General features: G+C 38.0%; 22 protein-coding genes. 14 read left to right on the top strand and 8 right to left on the bottom strand.

The features are described from left to right. Positions 1 to 118 precede the first annotated feature (118 nt). The 3 genes from ACY45D_RS00660 (at position 119) to ACY45D_RS00670 (ending at position 2,881) form a co-directional block, all read left to right on the top strand. Complete coding sequence (locus ACY45D_RS00660; RefSeq protein ID WP_463108006.1) at positions 119 to 568, top strand: hypothetical protein; 450 nt, start codon at positions 119 to 121, stop codon at positions 566 to 568. Between the two features lie 552 nt (positions 569 to 1,120). Continuing rightward, the gene (locus tag ACY45D_RS00665; protein WP_463108007.1) at positions 1,121 to 1,882 is read left to right on the top strand and encodes a substrate-binding domain-containing protein; all 762 of its coding nucleotides are present in this window, start codon (positions 1,121 to 1,123) and stop codon (positions 1,880 to 1,882) included. Positions 1,883 to 2,122: 240 nt separating this feature from the next. Next, positions 2,123 to 2,881 (top strand): SIMPL domain-containing protein, encoded by a 759-nt coding sequence (locus ACY45D_RS00670; protein WP_463108008.1) that lies wholly within the window; start codon positions 2,123 to 2,125, stop codon positions 2,879 to 2,881. 143 nt (positions 2,882 to 3,024) lie between these two features. Here ACY45D_RS00670 and ACY45D_RS00675 read toward each other — a convergent pair whose 3' ends face one another. The 4 genes from ACY45D_RS00675 to ACY45D_RS00690 all read right to left on the bottom strand — a co-directional run bounded on the left by ACY45D_RS00675 (position 3,025) and on the right by ACY45D_RS00690 (position 6,734). Beyond that, positions 3,025 to 4,332, bottom strand: a complete 1,308-nt coding sequence (locus ACY45D_RS00675; RefSeq protein WP_463108009.1) for a DUF445 domain-containing protein — start codon at positions 4,330 to 4,332, stop codon at positions 3,025 to 3,027. A gap of 18 nt (positions 4,333 to 4,350) precedes the next feature. Continuing rightward, positions 4,351 to 4,911: a CC0125/CC1285 family lipoprotein gene (locus tag ACY45D_RS00680; RefSeq protein WP_463108010.1), complete on the bottom strand. Its 561-nt coding sequence runs from the start codon at positions 4,909 to 4,911 to the stop codon at positions 4,351 to 4,353. Between the two features lie 398 nt (positions 4,912 to 5,309). Beyond that, positions 5,310 to 5,993, bottom strand: coding sequence for an alpha/beta hydrolase (locus ACY45D_RS00685; protein WP_463108011.1), 684 nt, complete (start codon positions 5,991 to 5,993; stop codon positions 5,310 to 5,312). A 201-nt stretch (positions 5,994 to 6,194) separates the two neighbouring features. Continuing rightward, positions 6,195 to 6,734: a DUF924 family protein gene (locus ACY45D_RS00690; RefSeq protein ID WP_463108012.1), complete on the bottom strand. Its 540-nt coding sequence runs from the start codon at positions 6,732 to 6,734 to the stop codon at positions 6,195 to 6,197. Between the two features lie 211 nt (positions 6,735 to 6,945). On the opposite strand from ACY45D_RS00690, the gene gshA reads away from it, so the two are divergent. Both gshA and ACY45D_RS00700 read left to right on the top strand, forming a co-directional pair. Continuing rightward, on the top strand, positions 6,946 to 8,523 hold the full coding sequence (gene gshA / locus ACY45D_RS00695; protein WP_463108013.1) for a glutamate--cysteine ligase: 1,578 nt from the start codon (positions 6,946 to 6,948) through the stop codon (positions 8,521 to 8,523). Positions 8,524 to 8,551: 28 nt separating this feature from the next. Then, positions 8,552 to 9,052: a disulfide bond formation protein B gene (locus ACY45D_RS00700; RefSeq protein WP_463108014.1), complete on the top strand. Its 501-nt coding sequence runs from the start codon at positions 8,552 to 8,554 to the stop codon at positions 9,050 to 9,052. 272 nt (positions 9,053 to 9,324) lie between these two features. Here the strand turns inward: ACY45D_RS00700 and ACY45D_RS00705 are convergent, their stop codons facing one another. Next, positions 9,325 to 10,656: a PGAP1-like alpha/beta domain-containing protein gene (locus tag ACY45D_RS00705; protein ID WP_463108015.1), complete on the bottom strand. Its 1,332-nt coding sequence runs from the start codon at positions 10,654 to 10,656 to the stop codon at positions 9,325 to 9,327. Positions 10,657 to 10,899: 243 nt separating this feature from the next. Here ACY45D_RS00705 and ACY45D_RS00710 point away from each other — a divergent pair, with 243 nt between their 5' ends. The 7 genes from ACY45D_RS00710 to urtE all read left to right on the top strand — a co-directional run bounded on the left by ACY45D_RS00710 (position 10,900) and on the right by urtE (position 19,317). Further along, a complete protein-coding gene (locus tag ACY45D_RS00710) occupies positions 10,900 to 11,499 on the top strand; it encodes a YqiA/YcfP family alpha/beta fold hydrolase (RefSeq protein ID WP_463108016.1) in 600 nt (199 codons plus the stop codon). A 1-nt stretch (position 11,500) separates the two neighbouring features. Further along, entirely contained in the window at positions 11,501 to 13,381 is a 1,881-nt protein-coding gene (parE, locus tag ACY45D_RS00715) for a DNA topoisomerase IV subunit B (protein WP_463108017.1), read from the top strand. Between the two features lie 291 nt (positions 13,382 to 13,672). Further along, positions 13,673 to 14,944 (top strand): urea ABC transporter substrate-binding protein, encoded by a 1,272-nt coding sequence (gene urtA, locus ACY45D_RS00720; RefSeq protein ID WP_463109390.1) that lies wholly within the window; start codon positions 13,673 to 13,675, stop codon positions 14,942 to 14,944. A gap of 94 nt (positions 14,945 to 15,038) precedes the next feature. Then, positions 15,039 to 16,697, top strand: coding sequence for an urea ABC transporter permease subunit UrtB (gene urtB, locus ACY45D_RS00725; RefSeq protein WP_463108018.1), 1,659 nt, complete (start codon positions 15,039 to 15,041; stop codon positions 16,695 to 16,697). A 4-nt stretch (positions 16,698 to 16,701) separates the two neighbouring features. Continuing rightward, positions 16,702 to 17,772 carry an urea ABC transporter permease subunit UrtC gene (urtC, locus tag ACY45D_RS00730; RefSeq protein ID WP_463108019.1) on the top strand — a complete coding sequence of 357 codons (1,071 nt, stop codon included), beginning with the start codon at positions 16,702 to 16,704 and terminating at the stop codon, positions 17,770 to 17,772. Next, on the top strand, positions 17,772 to 18,608 hold the full coding sequence (gene urtD, locus ACY45D_RS00735; protein ID WP_463108020.1) for an urea ABC transporter ATP-binding protein UrtD: 837 nt from the start codon (positions 17,772 to 17,774) through the stop codon (positions 18,606 to 18,608). The genes urtC and urtD overlap by 1 nt, the downstream gene beginning before the upstream one ends. Before the next feature lie 10 nt (positions 18,609 to 18,618). After that, positions 18,619 to 19,317, top strand: coding sequence for an urea ABC transporter ATP-binding subunit UrtE (gene urtE / locus ACY45D_RS00740; protein WP_463108021.1), 699 nt, complete (start codon positions 18,619 to 18,621; stop codon positions 19,315 to 19,317). Positions 19,318 to 19,371: 54 nt separating this feature from the next. Here urtE and ACY45D_RS00745 read toward each other — a convergent pair whose 3' ends face one another. The 3 genes from ACY45D_RS00745 to ACY45D_RS00755 form a co-directional block, all read right to left on the bottom strand. Continuing rightward, positions 19,372 to 20,112 (bottom strand): hypothetical protein, encoded by a 741-nt coding sequence (locus ACY45D_RS00745; RefSeq protein WP_463108022.1) that lies wholly within the window; start codon positions 20,110 to 20,112, stop codon positions 19,372 to 19,374. A gap of 29 nt (positions 20,113 to 20,141) precedes the next feature. After that, positions 20,142 to 20,645 carry an N-acetyltransferase family protein gene (locus tag ACY45D_RS00750; RefSeq protein WP_463108023.1) on the bottom strand — a complete coding sequence of 168 codons (504 nt, stop codon included), beginning with the start codon at positions 20,643 to 20,645 and terminating at the stop codon, positions 20,142 to 20,144. Positions 20,646 to 20,754: 109 nt separating this feature from the next. Beyond that, a complete protein-coding gene (locus ACY45D_RS00755) occupies positions 20,755 to 21,477 on the bottom strand; it encodes an outer membrane protein OmpK (RefSeq protein ID WP_463108024.1) in 723 nt (240 codons plus the stop codon). A 531-nt stretch (positions 21,478 to 22,008) separates the two neighbouring features. Between ACY45D_RS00755 and ACY45D_RS00760 the strand changes: the two genes are divergently transcribed. Then, a complete protein-coding gene (locus ACY45D_RS00760; protein ID WP_120383496.1) occupies positions 22,009 to 22,359 on the top strand; it encodes an HPF/RaiA family ribosome-associated protein in 351 nt (116 codons plus the stop codon). Positions 22,360 to 22,546: 187 nt separating this feature from the next. Next, on the top strand, positions 22,547 to 23,089 hold the full coding sequence (locus ACY45D_RS00765; protein ID WP_463108025.1) for an ankyrin repeat domain-containing protein: 543 nt from the start codon (positions 22,547 to 22,549) through the stop codon (positions 23,087 to 23,089). The last annotated feature ends 12 nt before the right edge of the window (positions 23,090 to 23,101 follow it).

Here is a 23,101-nt window from a genome sequence, read left to right on the forward strand (position 1 = left end):
TCCTAATATTGAGGATACTCTAATAGGTAAACAACTAGAATTCAGAGCTAGTGGGGGAAAAAACGTTCATAAAGTCCCTGTAAGCGCCTAAAAATACTATCTATTTAATTCAAAAAAAATGGATGCTAAAGTTGAAAAATTAGATGAAAAAAATAACATCTTAAAAATAATTGTACCCTACGATATTTATAAAGATGAAAGAGTTGAATTTGAAAATAGTAAAGCATTAGTCATATGCCCTTTAGTAAAAAGGGAAACAATAACAACCCTTAAATTTAATGGAAAATCAAATAATTACTACTCATACTTACATAGTGCGAAAGAATTATCTTCTGAGTTAATATACAGTGGATATTATATATTTGAAGAAAATAAAAACGAGAAAATACCAATATCACGCCAAGAAGGAAATAAGGTCGTCGATTTTAAAGAAATACCGTACTTTAGTACGATTTTTAATATTTTATGCAATGAACTACAAGGAACAATAGGATTAGAAAAGTTAAATAAAAAAAATAATGAAAAAATTTTTAATAATTACGGAAACATAGAAAGCCCTGCTCCATAGCGGATACAGGGTAGGAAAATAAACTATTTAAAATTGTTTCCGTGGATGCGCTTCACTCCTAAGCATTGAAGCAGTACGGGCTTTAAAAGTGTGGTGCTTTTTTGTTAAGGGTTAGCTTTACTTCAATGAGCTGTAAAGTCATTAGAAACGCAAATACAGCGTATGTGGTAATCAATAAGGCAATCATTAAAATTTCCCAAAATGTTCATTTATATGTAGCTTTAAAAAATGTGCTAATTTCAGAGGCGATAGATGAACTAGCTATGACATCCCCTAAAATGATAGCTATAGAAAATAGTTTATTAAGATTTGTAGATTTAGTATGAAGTTTTTCTAAAACTAACAATACACCTTAATACGAAATGCTAAAAACATCCTTCTTAGCATCAATATCCTGCTCGATTGATTAGACTCAATAAATAATAGGTGCAGCCTAAGAATACTATATTTTTCACGATAAATTTATTAACAAAAAAACAAATATAAAATGTATTAATAAATCAGTAAAAATAATAATATCGCAATTTCACACAACAACAATGGAAATGAAAAATGTCGAAAAAATATGGATTTAGTCGCTATTTGTTAGGACTAACGGTTTGTTATTTATCTATGAATACTATGGCGGATATCAACGTATATGGCCCTGGTGGGCCTGCACCTGCGATGCATGAAGCAGCAAAACAATTCCAAAAAAAGACAGGAATAGAGGTAAAAGTGACTGCGGGGCCAACGCCACAATGGGCTGAAAAAGCCAAAATAGATGCAGATCTTATCTATAGCGGTTCAGAAGCGATGATGTCTGATTTTGAGAAAACATTCTCCGAAAACATTGTTAAAGATTCTGTAGAACCTTTATATTTACGTCCTGCTGCGATTCTAGTCAGAAAGGGTAATCCTAAAAATATTAAAGGTTTTAAAGATTTAGCAAAACCAAATACCAAAGTACTCGTCACTCATGGTGCAGGGCAAGTGGGTATGTGGGAAGATATTGCAGGCAGAACAGGCAATATTCAATTAACCAAAGCATTTCGAAAAAATATTGTGATGCATGCACCCAATACTGGTGCGGCTAAAAAAGCTTGGGAAGAAAATAGCCAATACGATGCATGGTTAGTTTTTAATATCTGGGGAGTGAGTAATCCTGATATTGGGCAAATTGTTCCTATAGAGCCGCAATTGGTCATTTATCGAGATACAGGTGTTGCACTAACACAGCAAGGTTCAAAAAATGCAGAAGCGAAAAGCTTTATCGACTTTTTAAAGTCTCAACAAGGTCATGCGATTTTTAAAACATTTGGTTGGACAAAATAATCGATTGAAACTTGTTGTTAGAAATTCAAATTTAAAACGGCTTGGGGAATGACCCAAGCCGTTTTTATATAACCACAAAATTTATGTCTATAAAATAATTCATTTGTATTCGCAATAAATCGACGCTTTATAACATGAATAGTTCACAAAGCTGTACGATTTATAGACTGAAAGAATGTTGACTTGTCTTCTCATCCTGACTATAACTTAATGGATAAGAATTTTTAGTGATATTAAAAAATGGAAAATAAATCAATCACATATAAAACCCTATGGTTTTCAGCACTCATCCTCAGTTTAGGATTTATTATTTCTGCGGGTGTCATTGGATATGCACTTAAGCAGTTCGGTGGTGATAAAAATTCAATTATTGTCAAAGGATTAGCTGAAAAACCCATCCAAGCGGATCAAGCGCGTTGGGAAATCAATTTACGAACAAGTCAGGCTTCGGACACGATTTCGGCATCGTACCAATTACTTGATCAAGAAATAAAAGCATTACAAAACTTTTTTGTTGAGCATGGGTTTAAAGCAACAGAGATGAAATTAGGAAATAAAAGCTCTCAACCTTATTATCAAGACGTTGAAAATGAAGACGGAAAAATGACCCGTGAATTTAGAGGGTATAATGCGATGCAATCTTTAATCATTAATAGTCGTGATATTCAGAAAATTGAAAAAGCGGCAAAAGATGCTTATTTATTGGATGAAAAGGGGATTTCTATTGAGCAAGATCCACAATATTTAGTGTCGAATTTAGAAGAAATTAAAATGTCTTTGATTGCCAATGCAACTAAAAATGCCTATAGCCGAGCCAATGAGTTTGCAAAAGTAGGTAATGTTAAAGTGGGTGCTATGCGTTCTGCTAGCCAAGGCGCATTTTATATTTTGCCTGAAAGTGGCTCTGATGATGATAGCGATTATGGTGGTGCATATGACAAAGCAACCATTAATAAAATTGCTCGTGTGGTCGTAACAATTAACTATTCAATTGATTAGTAGGTAGGTTGTACTTGGTGAATAATATAGAAAATGGAAGCTATGCTTCCATTTTTAAACTGATCTCTAATATTTGATTTTCTTGGATTCTTTTAAGTGATGAGATATCTCTTATTGAAGATTTAAGCCAGTTTATTTTATTCTCAAATCACAAAATCAATCACAGCACGAATCACACCAAGCGTTAGACCAATAAAAGCACCGACCACCACACCATTGACACGAATCATGTGTAAATCACCACCGACCTCATTTTCAATCTTCGCAATCATTTCAGTCGAATCCCATTCATGGATACGCTGGCTGATAAAACGAATCACTTTTTCACTGTATTGATCACTTAGATCTACTGCAATACCACTCATTCGATCATTCAATAAATCACGAACAGATTGATTTTGAATTAAGTTTTCACCTACTTGCTGGATTGCAACACGTAGATTCATGGCAATACCTGAATCCGCTTTCATCAAATCAGACTTAATTGCATCACATAAAATAACCACAGCACCTGTGATAAAGTTCAACACAGAAGGGCTGTCTAAAAGCGCATTCTTGGTCTCATTTAAACGAATACTAGTTGTACTGTGATTATCGGAGAGTTCCATCATCACTTGATGGGCGGCTTCTTCAATTTTTTGGCGGATTGGATGCTCCTGATCAGCCAACATGGATTCAACTTTTTCAATCACAGAATCAATAGTACGTTGCTCAACATCGATTCCAATCCAACTTGCACCTTTAGCGAGACGAGAAACCCCAAGCTCTTTAAACAAGGTTTGAGTGAGTTCACGCGTTTTGTCTGGATGCGTCATCATCCATTCATGTGCTAAGTCTAAGCCACGCTGCAATACGTCTTGGTGGAAATCATTTTCCAAAACCGCACGCAACATTTCACTGGCGAGATTGTTGATTCTGGTATTGCGAACCCATTGCACACTGTTGTTTTGAATAAAGCGCCCAATCTGTTCTTGTCCCACAAATTCAAATATTTTAGGTACAGTTTGTTGAATAACGTCTACCACTTGACCATTATTGTGTGGATTAGCAAGCCACTGACCTACCGCCAAACTGAGATCGGTACTTTTTAAACTATTCTCTACAACTTGTGGAGATAGAAAATTTTCCTGAACAAATTTCCCCATAGATTCGGCAATACGCGCTTTATTTCGAGGGATGATTTCAGTGTGATCACGTAAAAACTTGGGAATTGGAATTTTCCCAAATGGGTTGCGAAATAGAACAGTAATCGCATACCAGTCTGCTAGGCCACCGACGACACCTGCCTCTGCACCGAGCATGAGGATATGAATGAACCATGCATATTCAGGCATCAGTTTGGCGGTGATGATGAGAATGATCCAAGCAACCACGGCAACGATTAAAGCGATGGTTGCAAAGCGTTTACTACGATCCAAGCTTGGGATACTGTGTTGTTCTATTTCGCCCATTCATATGCCTAAAAATAATTATTTAGAAGATGTTACCGCAACAGGTTGGGGTTGAAGCACTTGTCCTGTCGGACTAACACCGTATTTTTGTCCTAAAGATTGTAAAATCAGACGAGCGTCAAAGGCATCGTTAGGGGCGGATTTTTTATCTTTATAACATTCAATACTATAGGCCACTTGAATAGGATCAACGGTTACCACTTGCGGAATATCATAAAATGGGTCGTAGAATCCGCCTAAGCGTCGATATCCATAACCATAAGGTGGATACATCGGGGTTGGATAAACCACTGCTTTGCGTGGCGGTTGATTGCGATTACTTGGATCATCCAGCACTTTAAAAAATTGGAATCCATTCAATACTGCTGTTTGTGCAGATTTAAGTAGGGCAATTTCTTCAGCGGTTCCAAAACTCATATCACTTTTAGCACGAAAACTGACACGATAACTGTGGTCATTGAGTGGCACGGTTGAGTATTGTCCAAGCTGATCAAAGGTTCGAGGCTTACTTGGTGACATTGCACAACCCGTCATTGTGAGTACTGCCACCATAGTCAGACCGATGAGTGTTTTTTTCATATGTCGCTCCTTTCCACTCTTTCAGATGGACCAGTCATTTAATCTTCTATATTGCTTTAAAATGAGGGATTTATAATGAATTTCAAGAAGATTTTTGTTAATTCGTTCTATTGTAAAAGTAAAAAGGTGTGTAGCAGGTCTCGCGTTAAAAATCTGTAGAGATCTCCCAAATATCGTATTGAAAAACTCAGTAGACGAGTAGCACGAAGGATAAGCTGACAACAAAAGTGATTGATAAAATAAAAAATTGTTTTAAGTGGGTTTGTTGTTTTAAACAGTTTAATGCAAAAAAAATGGGAGCTTGTTCACTCCCATTTCTGCTATATCTTCAATGATTCAACCCACTTTTGTATTGACTCATGCGGTTTGAAAGCCAATATTTAAGTGATCAGTCATGATTATAATGATGATGCTGCCTTAATAATAAAGTCAGCGATTTCTTTTGGTCTAGAAGCAAGAGAAGCATGGCTTGCATCAAGTTCAATGATTTCTTTAGGATTCATTCTTGCAGACATGTTTCGTTGATTTTCAGGCGCAATCATACGATCTTGAGTTGAGATTTGGTACCAACATGGTTTGGTTTTCCACGCAGGTGTGGTGATGTTGTCGCCAAATGTGCTTGCAAGCGGTGCTTTTTGAGCAACTGCAAGTGCTATAGCTTCATCGGCACCCAAATCTTGGCAGAAACTTTCATGGTATTTGTCTGCAACAACCCATAAGTAACCGTCACTATCTGGTGCTAAATTCGCAGCAGCAACAGGTAAATGCTGTTGAGTAATCATGCCTGGGCTTTCACCTGTATCTGGTGCAAAAGCAGCGATATATACTAAGCCTGCGACTTTATCGTTATTCCCCGCTTCTGTAATCACAGCGCCACCATACGAGTGACCCACCAATAACACTGGACCTTCGATTTGATTAATCATTTTCTTCGTTCGTTCAACGTCATCCGCGAGAGATGTTAAAGGAACTTCAACCGCCTTAACTTGATAATTTTGCTTAACTAATAGTGGAATCACATGTTGCCAGTGAAGGGAATTACCCCAGAATCCGTGAACTAATACAATTGTAGGCTGAGCCATATTTTTTCTGTCCTTGTTGATATTGTTCACAAAGCATATCTGAGCAATTTTGTCTGATATATGATCTTTTTGTAAATTCACATGAATAATCCATCTATAACAAATAGACAATTCATGTGATTGATATTTATTAATTTTTCATCATCAAATTTTAATCAAAAACATTAAAATTAAGGTATTGAATATACATCAATTTGTGCATTAAAAATGACTATTTGGTTGTTTTAAAAATTCAATTTCTTCTGTGGTCGATTCACGCCCTAAAATAGTATTCCGATGAGGATATCGTCCGAAACGATCGATAATTACTTTGTGCTTTTTCTCAAAATCTAAGTTAATCGGATTAGCCAGTGCTTCAAATAATGTTAATGCTTGCTCATGAATGAGTTTAGATTCGCTATGCATAAATGGCATATATAAGAAAGAGCGCTGTTCAGGGCGTAAGTCTTTATCCATTTCTAAGCGAATCGCTTCCTGCGCCAAAGCAAGTGCCAAAGGATCTTGTGAAAAAGAAGCAATTTGATCTCGATAAATATTACGAGAAAACTGATCTAAAACAATAATTTCAGCAAGTCGACCTTGTGCATTTTCACGCCATGTCCAAAGCTCACATTGACGTGCTTGCTCAAGAGTATTTGCGAATTGCTGATGCAATTTTTGATCAAAGGCATCACTTTTAGCAAACCAAAAGGGTTGAGTTTCAGGATTAAACCAAAAATCGAGAACAGTTTGATAATTCATAATATTTACAATTGATTAGCAAGTTTTTTTCTATAAAAGCACAAATTTTAAATATCTTGTAGCATGTATTTGTGATAAAAAATGTCTGAAATAAGACGAATTATCAACTCAAAAGTATTCTAGATATACATGTATATCGATAATTCACGTTATACTGCGCGCATCAAAAATATTTTATTTTAAAAAGTTCTTTAAGATAAGCGAGTAAGTAATGAGTCAACCCGAAGTGATTTCCCAATCTATTTTACCAAGTTGGGTGGATTCTACCTTATTCAAGGGTATGTTACGTGGCATTGAGCGTGAAAGCTTGCGTATGCAAAGCAATGGTTTTTTATCTCAAGCAGATCATCCGCGTAGTTTGGGTTCAGCTTTAACACATCCGCATATTACAACAGATTATTCTGAAGCGTTGATGGAGTTTATTACGCCACCCAAAGAGAGTATTCCAGAGGCGTTAAATTTTTTAACAGATATTCACGCTGTGGTGCATGGTCGTTTAGAAAATGATGAAAAATTATGGCCGTTATCTATGCCATGTATGTTGGACGATCAAGAAGAAAATATCCGTTTAGCACAATATGGCAGTTCTAATATAGGTAAATTTAAAACCTTATATCGTCATGGTTTAGGGATCCGTTATGGTCGCCGTATGCAAACCATTTCAGGTGTGCATTATAATGTGTCTTTTCCAGATCATTTATTTGAACAATTACAGCAACATGAAACAGATGAAGCTTTAAAAAAATTAAGTTTACAAGACTATCGTAGTCATCGTTATTTAGGACTGGTTCGTAACTTTATTCGTTTGACTCCTTTGGTCATGTATTTGGTCGGTTCAAGTCCATCTGTTTGTAAATGTTTTATGACAGGGCGTGAGCATCAGTTATTACCTTTGATCAAGGGAACGTTATTTTTACCTTATGCAACAGCATTGCGTATGGGACGTTTTGGTTATCAAAACTCTGCGCAAAAACAACTCGGGATTCATTATAACAACCTAGAAGGCTATGTTGCTGAACTGCAAAAAGCAGTCAACACCCCTTATGCCCAGTTTAGCCATTTAGGTTTAAATGATGAGAATGCTGAACCGATTCAAATCAATGATCACGTATTACAAATTGAAAATGAATATTACAGCCTAGTCCGTCCTAAACAAGTGCCGCAAGCAGGTGAGACACCATCTCAAGCTTTGGCAAATCGTGGTATTGGCTATGTGGAATTACGTGCTGTAGATGTGAACCCATATAGTGCAATTGGGATTAATGAAGACACGGCAGGCTTCTTGGAAGTTTTAGCATTGTATTGCTTACTCAAAGACAGTCCTGAGCTTTTAGATGCTGAACAAGACGTGATTGAGTTAAATCAAGCTGAAGTGGTGAATCGTGGTCGTGCCCCAAATGCGAAAATTCGAGAAGAAGGGCAGGAATATCCATTAAATGAATGGATTCAACAACATGTCACAGCGATGCAACCTTTGGCCGATATTTTGAATCAAAGTTACGCGACTGATTTGTACGGTAAAGCACTACTTGAAATGCAAAAACGTATTGATGATGTAGATGAAACGCTGTCTGCGCAAGTCATTGAAGACACTATGCAACAAGGTGGAACATGGAACTTTGGTAGTTTTATGGCGAACCAACATCTTGATTTTTACGAACAACATGTATTAAGTGCTGAGACTTTAGCGTATTTTGAGCAACTTGCGCAGACTTCACTGCAAAACCAACAGCAACTTGAGCAAGAAAAAGATATTAGTTTTGACGAATATCTTGCTAAGTTTAGATAATCAAAGATAAAAATTTAGAGGAAATTCCATGCAATGGCGTAGTTATCGCTTCGTGAGAGGTTTTTTGTTTTTAGCAAGTGTAATTGGGATGGCATTTGCGCTGTATCTGGAGCATGTTCAGGGGCTTGAGCCGTGTCCGTTATGTGTTTTTCAACGGATTGGTTTAATTGGTCTAGGGACAGTTTCACTGATTGCATTCTTACATCATCCTAAAAGTAATGCGTTTAAACGAATTTATGCATTTTTAGGGTTCGTTGCGATTAGCTGGTCTGTCGGTGTGGCTGCACGTCATGTATGGTTGCAAAATCTACCCAAAGACCAAGTACCAAGTTGTGGGCCGGGTTTAGATTACTGGGTTGATACTTTGCCTTTGAAAGCAGTATTCGAAAATGTTTTAAAAGGTTCTGGTGAATGTGCAATGGTCGATTGGACGTTCTTGGGGCAGTCTTTACCTGTATGGTCATTCCTTTTCTTTACGGTACTTGCCTTGATTAGCCTTTGGCAATTATTTAGAAAATATCCAAAATAATCTGTTATTGTCAAAAAAGAGCCAGTATTCATTTAATGCTGATCAGCTAAAACTAATTTAGTAGTTACTCATCTAAGAATCTCCCCTAACCCTGAGCCATTTATGGCGCAAGGAAAAAGAGGGGAATTATTGAGAATTTAAAATAATTTTAGATTCTGGATACCCCCCTCCTTTATCAAAGGTGAGGAGTATGCTCCGCAAGGGGGAGGATTAAAACGGCTTAACATGATCAGCATTCAAAACCAAACATAAAGCCAGCTTGTGAAAAGCTATTAAGTTTCCACAATACCTCGCATACTCTCTAATTTAATCAAATATTTACGAATCTGTTCTTCGGCAATTTCATCATGGTGTGGATAAAACCATTTAGCAATCTGTTCGGCAACATCAGGATGATACTGAATATCAAAATGATTCAGTCCATAGAAAACAGCTTTATGTGATTCAGGTAATTTCAATTGGAAACGTGGATTAGGGTGTTCGCCTAAAGCACTCTTCACACTCACCAAGTAATCACCAATGACTTTTAAAGTACGATTCTTACGATTTTCAAATTCTAATGTACCTGCTATTAAGAAGGTATTGATATGCGACGGTAAAGGTGCTGGTTTACGATTATCATCGACTAAACCAATACGTGCATTATTATGTTCCCAATCATCATCACGGACACTACCAAAACGTAAATCTAGAATTCCGTTGCTGCGAATATTCACCACATGACTGATAATTTTAACAATTGGGAAGTTGCCAATTTTGTCCTGCATTGCAAAACCTAAACGTTCTAATACGGCACCATGATGTGGTGAGCCGATACACACCAGATTTTCGACCATGTGGAACCATTGTTGCATATTCTGCTTGCCGTAAAATAATGCACTACGAGAAACCAAGCCACCCATACTGTGACCAATCAAATCGATACTGGTAATGCGTGGGTTACGCCGAATTAAGTCTTCTAACAGATTAGACAAAGAGCGTCCGTTCGCAGAAATTCTTCGCCCCGTATTGTAATTAAAATACAACATGGTGTTGTTATCACGTTGTGCTAATAATTTTTCACCGATACCGCCATTCCCACGATTGGTCCAATCTAAATGATTCATGCACAGACCATGGGTAAAAATCACCACACGACCTGCTAAATCGCCTTGCTGTAATGCACCATAATGGTCATATAAAACAGGTGAAAGCGCCAACGGATTATGAGTTGCCAGTAAGTAATCGCCAAGTACACCATTTAAGGCACTGACGAGAAAGGTCATATGTGTGGTAAGTGGTTTTTCATGTAGATTTGGAAAACGTTCAATGGTTTTTCGTAAAATAGGTGCGAGTAAATGGCTACCATAGTTTTGTAATGCGTTATAACCGATCTTATAGAGTTTATCGACCACGGGACGTGATTGAAATCGCTTGGCTTTTTGCTTACTTAGACCAAAAATACTCAACAACATTTCACGTTGAATGGACAGAATAAAGTCTTGAACAACACCACTCAAAGGCGTACTTACCAATTGAGCTAAGCCTTCTAATACGTCTGCCTGACTAGGAGGCGAACGATCCCACTTACAATAGGTTTCGTGTAAAGGGGTTAAACTTGGCATTGTTATTTTCCTCATCCTGATTGATCCTTTGTCAAAGCTTTATTTTTTGACAAGATCAATGTATAAATTCCTAGTCAATCGGGCTTATGCTGTTCGTCCTGAACAATGTTTAAAATACTCTTGATTGTATTTAAGTTTTAATTTTTTTGTCTGACAATATGCTGTCATGTACAAATTAAAACAAAATGTGATTGATTTCACATAAATATAAATCAGTACTGACCATAAAAGCAAACTAAGCACATGAATATTATTTACTTACATGGTTTTAAAAGTAGCGCTTTATCGATAAAAGGGCAATTGCTAAATGACTATTGCCATTGTCATTTATCACATCATGTTTATTTACCCGATTTAAATATGCAACCGCAAGATGTTTTGGATAAAATTTCGAATTTAATTGAACAGCTTGACGATGTTGTATTGGTTGGGAGTAGTCTCGGTGGATTTTATGCGACACAGTTGGTCGCAAAGTATGGTATTCCTGCTGTTCTCATTAATCCTGCTATGCGACCATGGCAACTGTTTCGAGATTTGTTTGGAATTGAGCAAATTCCATATCAAGTCACTGAACAATGGACTTTAGATGATGCACAACTTGATCACTTAGAACGTATGGCAGTGCCGTTTGTGCAAGATGCAGACAAAATACTGGTATTACTCCAACAAGGTGATGAAGTTTTGGATTATCGTGAAGCGGAACAGTATTATAGTACCGCTCCACATACATCGTTGCTCATGACCGAAATGCATGGTAACCATGCCATGGAAGATTTTGCAGATAAAATACCGATGATTTTGGAGTTTTTATCCTACTCCGTAGAATATAAGGAAAAACATTAACGTGTCTCAATATACGGCTCAATCACTTGAAGTTTTATCGGGTTTAGATCCTGTTCGTCGGCGTCCAGGAATGTATACCGATACCACTCGCCCAAACCATTTGGCGCAAGAAGTTATTGATAATGCAGTCGATGAGGCACTTGCAGGGCATGCCAATAAAATCACGGTCACGGTCTATAAAGATGGATCCTTGTCTGTAGAAGACAATGGACGCGGTATGCCAGTCGATATTCACCCCGAATATGGACAAAGTGGTATCGAAATTATCCTGACTAAATTGCATGCAGGCGGTAAATTCAGCACAGATAACTACCAATTTTCAGGTGGTTTGCATGGTGTCGGGATTTCTGTGGTCAATGCATTGTCTGATCGGGTAGAAGTTGAAGTTCAACGTCAGGGTAATCTGTATAAGATGGCGTTTGAGCGTGGTGAACCCGTTGCTCCTTTAGAGGTTTTAGAAGGTAAAGCACCGAAACGTGCCTCAGGAACAACAGTACATTTTTGGCCAGAAGCAAAATATTTTGATTCACCTAAGTTTGCACTTAAAGCCTTAAAACATAACTTAAAAGCCAAGGCTGTTCTTGCGGCAGGCTTACAAATTAATTATATCGATCAAATTAATGATGAAAAAATAGAATGGCAGTTTGAGAATGGTCTTGTTGACTATTTGATGGATGAATTGGAAGACCGAGAAATTATTCCAGATCCTGCTTTTGTAGCCAGTGGTGACGCAGACCGTGCCAGTGCTGAATTTGCAATTTGTTGGAATGCAGATGGTGGTGAGCAGATCCAAGAAAGTTATGTCAACCTGATTCCAACTGCGCAAGGCGGTACGCATGTGAATGGATTGCGCTCAGGTGTAACAGATGCGTTGCGTGAGTTCTGCGAGTTACGTAACTTGTTGCCACGGAATATGAAATTATCTGCTGAAGATGTTTGGGATGGTGTTAATTATATCCTTTCTCTTAAATTCCAAGAACCTCAGTTTTCAGGACAAACCAAAGAGCGTCTTTCTAGCCGAGAAGCGGCCAATATTGTCTTAAATATTGCCAAAGATGCGTTTGCGCTATGGTTGAATCAAAACTCTGATGTGGCCATGCAACTGGCTGAATTGGCGATTGCGAAAGCAGGGCGTCGTTTAAAAGCAGCCAAAAAAGTTGAGCGTAAGAAAATTGTTTCAGGGCCTGCGCTACCCGGTAAATTAGCAGATTGTGTGGGGCATTCGCTTGATGAATCTGAATTATTTATTGTCGAAGGTGATTCTGCAGGCGGTTCTGCTAAACAGGCGCGAGATAAAAATTTCCAAGCGATTATGCCGATTCGTGGGAAAATTCTAAATACTTGGGAAGTCTCTTCTGACGAAGTTCTTGCTTCACAAGAAGTACATGATATTGCGATTGCGATTGGTGTAGACCCAGGTAGTGATGATCTTTCAGAGTTACGTTATGGCAAAGTGTGTATTCTTGCCGATGCCGATTCGGATGGTCTACACATTGCAACCTTGCTGTGTGCCTTGTTCGTTAAGCATTTCACAAACTTGGTAGAAGCAGGGCATTTATATGTTGCGATGCCGCCTTTGTTCCGTATTGATGATGGCAAGGATGTCTATTACGCACTCGATGAAGATGAGTTAGAGGCTATCTTAAAGAAAGTCAAAAGTAAAAATCCGCAAATCACACGATTTAAAGGTTTGGGTGAGATGAATGCAAGCCAATTGCGTGAAACGACGATGGATCCAAATACCCGCCGTTTAGTTCAACTCGATTTGGATGATAGCCATTTTACAGCAGGGCTTTTGGATAAATTACTTGCCAAGAAACGTTCAGCTGATCGTAAACATTGGTTAGAGCAGAAAGGTAATTTGGCGGATTTAGCCGTTTAAATTTTAAAGATTAATCAAAGCCCGCATCGTGTGGGCTTTTTTTTATGGGCTGAGGAATAGCTGAATAAAGCAATAAAGGTGCAAGCAATCGTTTATAAATGCACCAAATTATGACGAGTGAAGTTCTATTTTGTATGCAACGTTGTATACAAGATGCATATTAAAATCAGATAAATAGTTAAATATTAATATAAAACAATTGCTTATTTCATTGGCATGGAAATTGAATAACAAAGATATAAATAAGCATGCCTTAAAAAGGTTCGGAGAAAAACGATGTTCCAAAATAATATGATTTCAAAAGCACTACTTGCTACAACAATAATGGGAAGCATTGCATTAACTGCTTGTTCGAAACCTGCTGATAAAACGGAGTCCAAACCAACCAATGAAGCACAAGCGCCTGTTGCGAGTGGCGATACCATTAAAGTGGGTATTTTGCACTCGCTGTCGGGGACGATGGCTATTTCAGAAACTTCATTGAAAGACACTGCACTGATGGCTATTAACGAGATTAATGCCAAAGGCGGTGTAATGGGTAAAAAGTTAGAACCTGTAGTGGTCGACCCTGCGTCTGATTGGCCGTTATTTGCTGAAAAAACACGTCAGTTAATTACCCAAGATAAAGTTGCAGTGATTTTTGGATGTTGGACATCGGTCTCGCGTAAATCTGTGCTTCCAGTAGTTGAAGAGTTGAATGGTCTACTGTTTTATCCCGTGCAGTATGAAGGGCAAGAACAGTCTAAAAATATTTTCTACACAGGTGCAGCACCTAACCAACAAGCGATTCCTGCTGTGGAATACCTCATGAGTGATGAAGGTGGCAAGGCGCAACGTTTTGTATTACTTGGTACGGACTATGTCTACCCTCGAACCACTAATAAAATTCTGCGCGCTTTTTTAAAGTCTAAAGGGATTGCCGATGCAGATATTATGGAAGAGTACACCCCATTTGGTCATAGTAACTATCAAACCATTGTCGGCAATATCAAAAAATTCTCGGCTGGGAAAAAGACAGCTGTCATTTCAACAATTAATGGAGATTCAAACGTACCTTTCTATCGTGAGTTAGGTAATCAAGGTATTAAAGCGTCAGACATTCCTGTCATGGCTTTCTCGGTAGGTGAAGAAGAATTACGTGGTATTGATACCAAACCATTACTTGGACATCTTGCTTCATGGAATTATTTCATGTCAGTGAAAAATCCGGTCAATACTGAATTCGTGAATAAAATGAAGCAGTATGCTGTGGAATACAAACTGCCAAATGCCAATAAAATGGTGACGAATGACCCAATGGAAGCAACCTATGTGGGGATCAATATGTGGAAGCAAGCCGTAGAAAAAGCGGGTAGCACAGATGTTGATAAAGTTCGTGAAGCAATGGCAGGTCAAACCTTTAAAGCACCATCGGGTTATACCTTGACCATGGATGCAAGCAATCATCACTTACATAAACCTGTGATGATTGGGCAAATTCGAGGTGATGGTCAATTCGATGTGGTCTACAAAACACCACAACCGATCAAGGCTGAGTCTTGGAGCCCTTATATCCCTAAATAATAAATAAGCACTGCAAAGCCTGATGTACGCAACAGGCTTTGCAGCGGCAATGATTGCCTTTTTCAGCAAATTAAACAAAAAGGGGGCGTTACAGATGTTTCTTAAACTGAATTTTGCGGCACTTGTATTGATCATATTCCAAACTTTTTTCATGCAACAGATTTTTGCTGAATCTCCTCGTACAAATCAGCAATTGCCTGAGCAAACGGCAGCATTGGTCAATCTCAATGATGATGCGATTCAAAAATTTGTACGAGCAGATTTTGCACAACGTCGTGTCATGTTAAATCAGTGGCCAGCCAGTATTGAGGAACTCGATAAACTGGTTGCTTATGTAGAAAATGATGAATTGTATACAGATAGCTCGGGCAATACCTACATTATGAAAGGTGGCGACAAGCTGTTTAATTATCCTCAAAATCAAAATATTACCGATTGGCCAGCAGATCTGAATCAAGTCACTTTAGTCAATACACTTCGTAAGGCGTTGAGTTTTGGGCAGGCGAAAATAAAATTACAATCAGAGGATGCATCGCAACGTTTGGCTGCAATTGATATTTTAGAAAATAACTTAGATGAACTGGATATACTGGATATAAAAGTTGTCAATCAACTTTATCTCGATGAAAAAAATAATAAAGTAAAAGCCAAATTAGCGCAGTTAAAGGCTCGTATGGATTTTAACAGTCCCGATGTCTTAACAAAAATTCAAGCGGTTAAAGTTTTAAAAGAATCAAATCGTCCTGATGTTTTAGCCATGATTGAACAAGAATTACAACAACCACATTTGAATTCAGAATTAAAAGTCACTTTGGTCGATGCCAAAAGCAGTATTAAAACACGCTTACAAGCCAGTGAATGGGCAGGGCATGTATTTTCAGGGCTCAGTACAGCCAGTATTTTATTGCTCGCAGCATTGGGTTTAGCGATTACTTATGGGCTGCTTGGTGTGATTAACATGGCACATGGTGAGTTAATCATGATAGGGGCATATACCACCTATGTTGTGCAAGGGTTCTTTAAGACACATTTTAGTGGCTATGTTGATTGGTATTTGATTGCTGCAATCCCTGTTGCATTTTTAGTGAGTGCTTTGATTGGCATGCTGATAGAGCGGACTGTGATTCGTCCCTTATATGGTCGCCAACTGGAAACCTTATTGGCAACTTTTGGTGTCAGTCTGATTTTGATGCAATTGGTTCGGATGATTTTCGGTGCACAAAATGTTGAAGTTTCTAATATCTCATGGCTTTCAGGTGGAATTTCAATTACACCAAGCTTGATGCTGCCTTATAACCGTATCGCCATCATCGTCTTTACGATTGCTGTACTTTTGCTACTTATTTATCTACTCAATAAAACTCGTTTTGGATTATTCGTTCGAGCGGTAACACAAAATCGTCAAATGGCGCGTGCTGTCGGTATTCGTTCTGCACGCATTGACATGATGGCTTTTGGTTTGGGTTCTGGACTTGCAGGTTTAGCAGGTTGTGCTTTGGCTCAAGTGGGCAATGTCGGGCCTGATTTAGGACAGAATTATATTATCGATGCATTCCTTGTGGTGGTTGTAGGCGGCGTTGGTCAAGTATGGGGCGCAGTACTTGCTGCATTAGGTTTAGGAGTAAGTGGAACGATTCTTGAAATTGGAATGGGTGCGGTACTGGCTAAAATTATTCTCTTGGTTCTTGTGATTTTGTTTATTCAAAAACGTCCACAAGGTTTATTTGCCGTCAAAGGTCGTTTTGTGGAGTAAGCCTATGAAAATCACCTCATTACTTTCGGATAAACCCTATAGTGCAATGGCGATCGCAGCCTGTTTCGCTGTGATGTTGATCTTGCCTTGGTTTCACCTTTTACCACAGGATTCTGCGTTACATCTTTCAGCATATTGGGTCACATTGATTGGGAAAATCATGTGTTTAGCTTTGGTGGCCTTGGCTTTAGATTTAGTTTGGGGCTATGCAGGCATACTCAGTTTAGGGCATGGCTTATATTTTGCCTTGGGAGGATATGCCTTTGGTATGTATTTAATGCGTGAGTCGGCAGGTGACCAATTGCCAGATTTTATGCGCTTTTTAAGTTGGACTGAATTACCTTGGTATTGGGTTGGAACTGAGCACTTTATTTGGGCTTTGGCCTTAGTGGTGCTCGTTCCAGGCGTGATCGCTTTTATTTTCGGATTCTTTGCATTTCGTTCCAAAATTAAAGGGGTTTATTTTTCTATTATCACTCAAGCCATGACCTTTGCTGCAGCTTTATTGTTCTTTCGTAATGAAACGGGTTTTGGTGGGAACAATGGGTTTACGGGTTTTAAAACGATTTTAGGTCTAGATATTACCTCGGCTTCTATGCGAGCAACATTGTGCTTTTTAACGGCACTTGCCTTATTACTGTGCTTTATGGGTTTACGGAGTTTAATGAATCGACCTTATGGGCGCGTACTCGGAGCAATTCGTGACAGTGAAAATCGGTTGCAATATCTCGGTTATCGTACGCTATGGTACAAGTTATCGGCATGGGTTTTATCGGCTGTTATTGCGGGTATTGCAGGCGCGCTCTATGTACCACAAGCAGGGATTATCAATCCAAGTGAAATGAATCCTGTGAATTCAATTGAAATGGCGGTCTGGGTGGCGGCAGGCGGACGCGGTACTTTGATTGGTCCAATCTTAGGTGCAGGTTTAATTAATGCTGTTAAAACTTACTTTACTGTGGCTTATCCAGAAGCATGGTTGTTGATCCTTGGTGCATTGTTTATTGTCGTGACTATTTTCCTTCCTAAAGGTGTGATCGGATTATTTGAGCGTTTTAAAAAGGAGGATCACTAATGTCAGCACTACTTTCAGATTTGGGCTTGAACGCTCCACACGGTGGGCAAATTGGTGAAGGTTATGGTCGACCAAAAGCAGAGGGTGCTGATTTCAGTCACGGTATTGCGCTGTATTTAGAGAAAGTCAGTGTCTGGTTTGATTCTTTTCGAGCATTAAATGATTTGTCTCTTTATATCGAAGAAGGTGAATTACGCTGCATCATTGGTCCCAATGGCGCAGGAAAAACCACGTTGATGGATGTGATTACGGGTAAAACACGACCTACACAAGGCTCAGCTTTTTTCGGACAAAATTATGATTTAGCCAAAATGAGTACCGAACAAATTGCTGAAGCAGGAATCGGTCGTAAATTTCAAAAACCGACTGTATTTGAAAATTTTACAGTGATGGAAAATTTATTATTGGCTGCGCCAAAAGACAAAACGGTAAAAAAGAGCTTTTTCAGCAAACTTGCACCCGATGCACAATTGGCGTTGGATGAGTCCTTAGAACAAATTCGCTTACAGAAGTTTGTTCAAAAACCAGCAGGATTATTGTCACATGGTCAAAAGCAATGGCTTGAAATCGGCATGCTGTTGATGCAGCGCCCAAAGTTGATTTTATTGGATGAGCCTGTTGCGGGCATGACTGATGCAGAAACAGAGCGTACAGCTGAATTGTGTCTCGAGTTGAAAAAGAATCACACCTTAATCGTGGTTGAACACGATATGAGTTTTATTGATACCATCAGTGAAAAAGTAACAGTACTTGCTCAGGGTGCAATTCTTGCTGAAGGGACACTGGCAGAAGTCCAAGCCAATGAAGATGTGATAGAAAAATATTTAGGCCGTTAAGGGGAACAGCATGTTAGAAGTTAAAGACGTCAATCAGTTTTACGGTGGCAGTCACATTCTACGTGATGTGACATTAAATGCGCCTATAGGTGAATGTTCTGTGATTTTAGGGCGAAATGGAGTCGGCAAAACCACATTATTAAAATGTCTAATGGGCATCTTACCGATTAAATCAGGGCAAATTTTATTGGAGGGCAAAGACATTTCCAAAATGAGTCCTGAACAACGCGTACGTGAAGGTTTGGCTTATGTACCACAAGGCCGTGATATTTTTTCAACATTGACTGTCGAGGAAAATATTTTGATTGGTATGGCAAAATTTTCAGGTGCAAAAACCCGAAAAGTACCTGAGTATTTATACGAAATCTTCCCTGTCTTAGATGAAATGAAATATCGCCGTGGTGGTGACTTATCAGGCGGTCAACAACAGCAATTGGCAATTGCACGTGCTTTGGCCTCAGAGCCTAAGGTTTTGATTTTAGATGAACCGACTGAAGGTATTCAGCCATCTATTATTAAAGATATTGGTCGAGTGATTCGTAAATTGGCAGATGGGGGGGAAATGGCAATTGTATTGGTTGAGCAATTTTATGATTTTGCAGAAGAACTAGCAGATCATTATACCGTCATGGCACGTGGGCAAGTGGTTGCTCAAGGCCTTGGTTTAGAAATGCCGGAGAAGGGAATTAAGGATTTAGTGGCGATTTGATTTTAAATTCTTCTGAACCTCCCTTTACAAAAGGGAGGTATGTTTCAAATTCGATTATCGAATTTCCACTTTTTGATATATGCCATTTGCAGAAACATTGTGCCCAAAATACCCACAATCCGATAAGTTTTGCTTTTGGTTTACGGAAACAAAATTGCCGACTTGAGCATTAAAACCAAATGCCAAGTCAATAGCACATTCTTGGGTTGTAGTTTTCTGATGATGAAGTGGCATGGTGGTTTCAAACTGACCTAGATTAGGGCCATAGATAAGACTACGAATGCCCATATAAACACCATTAAATTCAATCTTATATTTTTGATTAAGCTTTTTAACGCTCATGTAGTTCCATGCACCATAGCCTGCATAATTTACATATTCGCCTGATAAATCAGTTTGTATTTTTGGTACAGCAAGTTGTTTCAAATTAAATTGACTGATTTTGGATTGAGCATTGATTTGAAACCAAGCCCTCGCCCATAAAGGTTTTGCTAATTTTGCATAAGTGAGACCGACATTATTATTGGCGATATCGACTTCTTTTTCTGAAATTTGAATACCACTTTCATCTTGTTGGCTTAGGCAAAATGCTGACCATGAGGCTTGATTCTGAAATGCCTCTAAAGCTTTTTTATAATTTTTTTGCTGATAAAATTTTTGACCAGATTGACGGTATTGTTTGATTTCGGCACAGCCTTGTTGTAATTCTTGTTCATACGAAAATTCAGCATGACTATGAGAAGCCAATAAAACCCCAGTTGTTAAAAATATTGTTTTGAGTAATGTTTTATTCATTTTGATCATCTCGAATTTTATATCAGTATTTAATCAAAATTCAGTTGCATCAAGACCAAATCACGCCATTGCCCAAACTTTTGCCCAACTTGTGGCATATAGCCTGTTTGTTTGAAACCAAGCTGGGTATGTAGATAAATTGATCCCGTATTTTCATAGTCAATTGCTGCAACCATCACATGAATATGATGTTGTTTGGCATGTTCAATCAATTTCAGCATGAGTGCCTTACCTAAACCTTGGCGAGCAAATTGCGGGTTTATATAAACAGAATGTTCGACTGTTTGCTTATAACCATTGATTTGTCTAAAGCTTGCGTAGTCTGCAAAACCAGCAATCGCTTGACTTGAAATTTCTTCAGCAACAACGATTGGAAATTGTTGTTGGGTTAAATCTACAAACCATTGTTGATAGTCTTCAAGTGTTTTGAGTTGACTATTCCATGTCGCTAAACCTGTTGATATTTCATGGTTATAAATCTGCATAATATGTTCTAAATCGGATACTTGGGCAGGTCTTAGTCTGAAATTCATGGAAGCGATCAAGTGAAGTTTGAAAGATTATTTTAAAAAGAATTATGTTTTAGAGCAATAAAAAAGCAAGGCAGAAGCCTTGCTTTTAAATGGGTAATTTAAATATCGCTTAGAAGTGATATTTAACTAGAGCACTTACGTTGTTCTCATCTTTATTTGGAACGCCGTATTTGTTATGCCATACAGAATGCTCAATACCTAAGTAAAGCTTAGTGCTTGGAGAAATGTGCTTACCAGCATTCCATTTCCATTGTGTTGTCCAGTTAAGCTCACTCTTATGTGCAACTTCATCTTTTTCAGCAGTAGACCAATCAAGGAAACCGTCTACAAGGAATTCTTCCGAAGCCAATTTGAACGGGATACCATAAGCAAACGTCATTTGATAGTCGTCTTCTTGAATATCATTGTTTGCACGGTAGAAATTCAATTGAGCATATTGGAAATATGGAATTGCTAAATCGACACCAACACCATACAGGTAGTTGTTCATGTCATCGCCACCTTCCCAAGTGGTTGCAATTAGCACATCTTTAATTGGACCCAATTCAAGTTTCTTACCAGAAACAGCACCTAAGCTTAGACGCGGTGAAACTTCAAAGTAAGTATCTGATTGACCATCACTATTGGTACGGTCAGCAAATGCAAAGAAATCACCATATTGAAGCTTTGCAGCATATTCAAAAGTAATTGTCGATTGTTTCTCATCTGGTGTTAATTCATAGTTTTCACCATAAAGCCCAGTAATACTAAAATCTTGCCAAACTGGTGTAGCTTGAGCCAAAGTTGCAGTAGAAGCGATTGCACAGATAGCAGCAATTTGTGTCAGTTTCATGAAAAATCTCCCCCCAAGAAAGCGCTTCAAGGATACAGATTCTTAAATAAAAATAAAGTGAAAATAAGATGAAAGATAAATAAATATGTAAAAGTTGAGATAGAGAAACTTTCTCATTTAGAATTTCTAAGGAAAAATTTATTTTAAGTAAAAATCGAAGAGGAAAGCACAGTGGATATGAATGCATTCTAAGTGAATTTTATAGGCAATATTATAGTGAAAATTAAACTAAAAAAATATATAAAAATCATAAAATTATATAACAAAGTAACAACTTGTGAATTTTCATATTCTTTTCATAAAAATTTCAAAAATACGCTTGCATATTTTTCAATATGGCCTGATATTGAATGTATAAGAACACGAATCTGCAGATAAAAGGGTGTTCATTTATTCAATTGAGGAGTGACACGTTCCAATTCATTGAAGATGACCAGCTGTGTAAACAGCAAGCTTAAAGCATGCTCAAAATTGAAATTCATTGATCATTTTGCGCAATAAATAAGATTCAGATTGTGAGGATAATATTTTATGAACATTGAAATCCGTACAGATAAAAATATACAAAATAGTGAACGTTTGATTACATATGTGAGAGAAGAGCTAAATCAGGAATTTCAACGTCATAGTGAACGTATTACTCAGTTTTCGGTTCATTTAAGTGATGAAAATGGGGACAAAGGCGGCGATGATGACATCCGCTGTATGGTTGAAGCAAAAGCTGCTGGATTAAAACCTGTTGTCGTTACGCATAAAGCAAAAAATATTGATTTAGCCTTACATGGTGCGATAGAGCGAGTAAAACGTAGTTTAGAACATGTATTTGAGAAAAAAGAGAATCCTCGAGGTGGTCAACCTGAAATCGTTGACGAGGAAGTTTAAGAAAAGAGCCCTGCGGGGCTTTTTTTGTAAATGTAGATTTTAGTAAGTGGTTACAAAAGGGTTTAACTTTGTCAGAAAATAACAATTAATGCTGTTTTGATCAAAAAATGAGGGGTAATTAATTTTTTTCAGTAATTTTGAAAATATTCGTCATAATGGGGGATATGAATATAATAGAGTGATCAATATGTTATCAGCACAGCAACAAGTTTTTGCTCAGGCTTTGGAAGATTTAGATATTGCTCAAGTTCGACGTTTACTTGCAGATGGATTTGACCCAAACTTTATAGAGCCTGAAAAAGGTCCAGCTGTTTCTATTTGGTCGGATGGATTATTTAAATGGTGGGAAAAAGTTTGTGATGCTTATGAAGCAGGACAACCACTCAGTGCTGAACAAAAAGTACAAGATTTACAGCCACATTTGGAAATCTTAGATGAATTAATAAAAGCAAAAGCAAACTTTTATTTGTGGGATGCTGAAGAGTGTTACGGTCCTTTATGGGATGCAGCAAGTGCGGCATGTACACCAGCCATTCAAAAACTATTAGACTATAAAGTTGATCCAAATACCAAAGATGAAGAAGGAAAAACTATCTTATCTTCGATTAGTGATTTATTCTTTGATTGTGAATTTGATCAAATAGATTGGTCACAGGCTTTACCTGAAGAGAAAGAATCTTTAGAGTTACTACGTAGTCGCGGTGCGAAGATGTCTAAAGAATTAGCATAAATTTTGAGTCAG

The organism is Acinetobacter sp. BZX-2, assembly GCF_055179795.1.

What these genes read in the sequence shown, in the direction of transcription:
- ACY45D_RS00660 (WP_463108006.1), top strand. Translation starts at nt 119, where the DNA reads ATGGATGCTAAAGTTGAAAAATTAGATGAAAAAAATAACATCTTAAAA.
- ACY45D_RS00665 (WP_463108007.1), top strand. Translation starts at nt 1,121, where the DNA reads ATGTCGAAAAAATATGGATTTAGTCGCTATTTGTTAGGACTAACGGTT.
- ACY45D_RS00670 (WP_463108008.1), top strand. Translation starts at nt 2,123, where the DNA reads ATGGAAAATAAATCAATCACATATAAAACCCTATGGTTTTCAGCACTC.
- ACY45D_RS00675 (WP_463108009.1), bottom strand. Translation starts at nt 4,332, where the DNA reads ATGGGCGAAATAGAACAACACAGTATCCCAAGCTTGGATCGTAGTAAA.
- ACY45D_RS00680 (WP_463108010.1), bottom strand. Translation starts at nt 4,911, where the DNA reads ATGAAAAAAACACTCATCGGTCTGACTATGGTGGCAGTACTCACAATG.
- ACY45D_RS00685 (WP_463108011.1), bottom strand. Translation starts at nt 5,993, where the DNA reads ATGGCTCAGCCTACAATTGTATTAGTTCACGGATTCTGGGGTAATTCC.
- ACY45D_RS00690 (WP_463108012.1), bottom strand. Translation starts at nt 6,734, where the DNA reads ATGAATTATCAAACTGTTCTCGATTTTTGGTTTAATCCTGAAACTCAA.
- gshA (WP_463108013.1), top strand. Translation starts at nt 6,946, where the DNA reads ATGAGTCAACCCGAAGTGATTTCCCAATCTATTTTACCAAGTTGGGTG.
- ACY45D_RS00700 (WP_463108014.1), top strand. Translation starts at nt 8,552, where the DNA reads ATGCAATGGCGTAGTTATCGCTTCGTGAGAGGTTTTTTGTTTTTAGCA.
- ACY45D_RS00705 (WP_463108015.1), bottom strand. Translation starts at nt 10,656, where the DNA reads ATGCCAAGTTTAACCCCTTTACACGAAACCTATTGTAAGTGGGATCGT.
- ACY45D_RS00710 (WP_463108016.1), top strand. Translation starts at nt 10,900, where the DNA reads ATGAATATTATTTACTTACATGGTTTTAAAAGTAGCGCTTTATCGATA.
- urtA (WP_463109390.1), top strand. Translation starts at nt 13,673, where the DNA reads ATGATTTCAAAAGCACTACTTGCTACAACAATAATGGGAAGCATTGCA.
- urtB (WP_463108018.1), top strand. Translation starts at nt 15,039, where the DNA reads ATGTTTCTTAAACTGAATTTTGCGGCACTTGTATTGATCATATTCCAA.
- urtC (WP_463108019.1), top strand. Translation starts at nt 16,702, where the DNA reads ATGAAAATCACCTCATTACTTTCGGATAAACCCTATAGTGCAATGGCG.
- urtD (WP_463108020.1), top strand. Translation starts at nt 17,772, where the DNA reads ATGTCAGCACTACTTTCAGATTTGGGCTTGAACGCTCCACACGGTGGG.
- urtE (WP_463108021.1), top strand. Translation starts at nt 18,619, where the DNA reads ATGTTAGAAGTTAAAGACGTCAATCAGTTTTACGGTGGCAGTCACATT.
- ACY45D_RS00745 (WP_463108022.1), bottom strand. Translation starts at nt 20,112, where the DNA reads ATGAATAAAACATTACTCAAAACAATATTTTTAACAACTGGGGTTTTA.
- ACY45D_RS00750 (WP_463108023.1), bottom strand. Translation starts at nt 20,645, where the DNA reads ATGAATTTCAGACTAAGACCTGCCCAAGTATCCGATTTAGAACATATT.
- ACY45D_RS00755 (WP_463108024.1), bottom strand. Translation starts at nt 21,477, where the DNA reads ATGAAACTGACACAAATTGCTGCTATCTGTGCAATCGCTTCTACTGCA.
- ACY45D_RS00760 (WP_120383496.1), top strand. Translation starts at nt 22,009, where the DNA reads ATGAACATTGAAATCCGTACAGATAAAAATATACAAAATAGTGAACGT.
- ACY45D_RS00765 (WP_463108025.1), top strand. Translation starts at nt 22,547, where the DNA reads ATGTTATCAGCACAGCAACAAGTTTTTGCTCAGGCTTTGGAAGATTTA.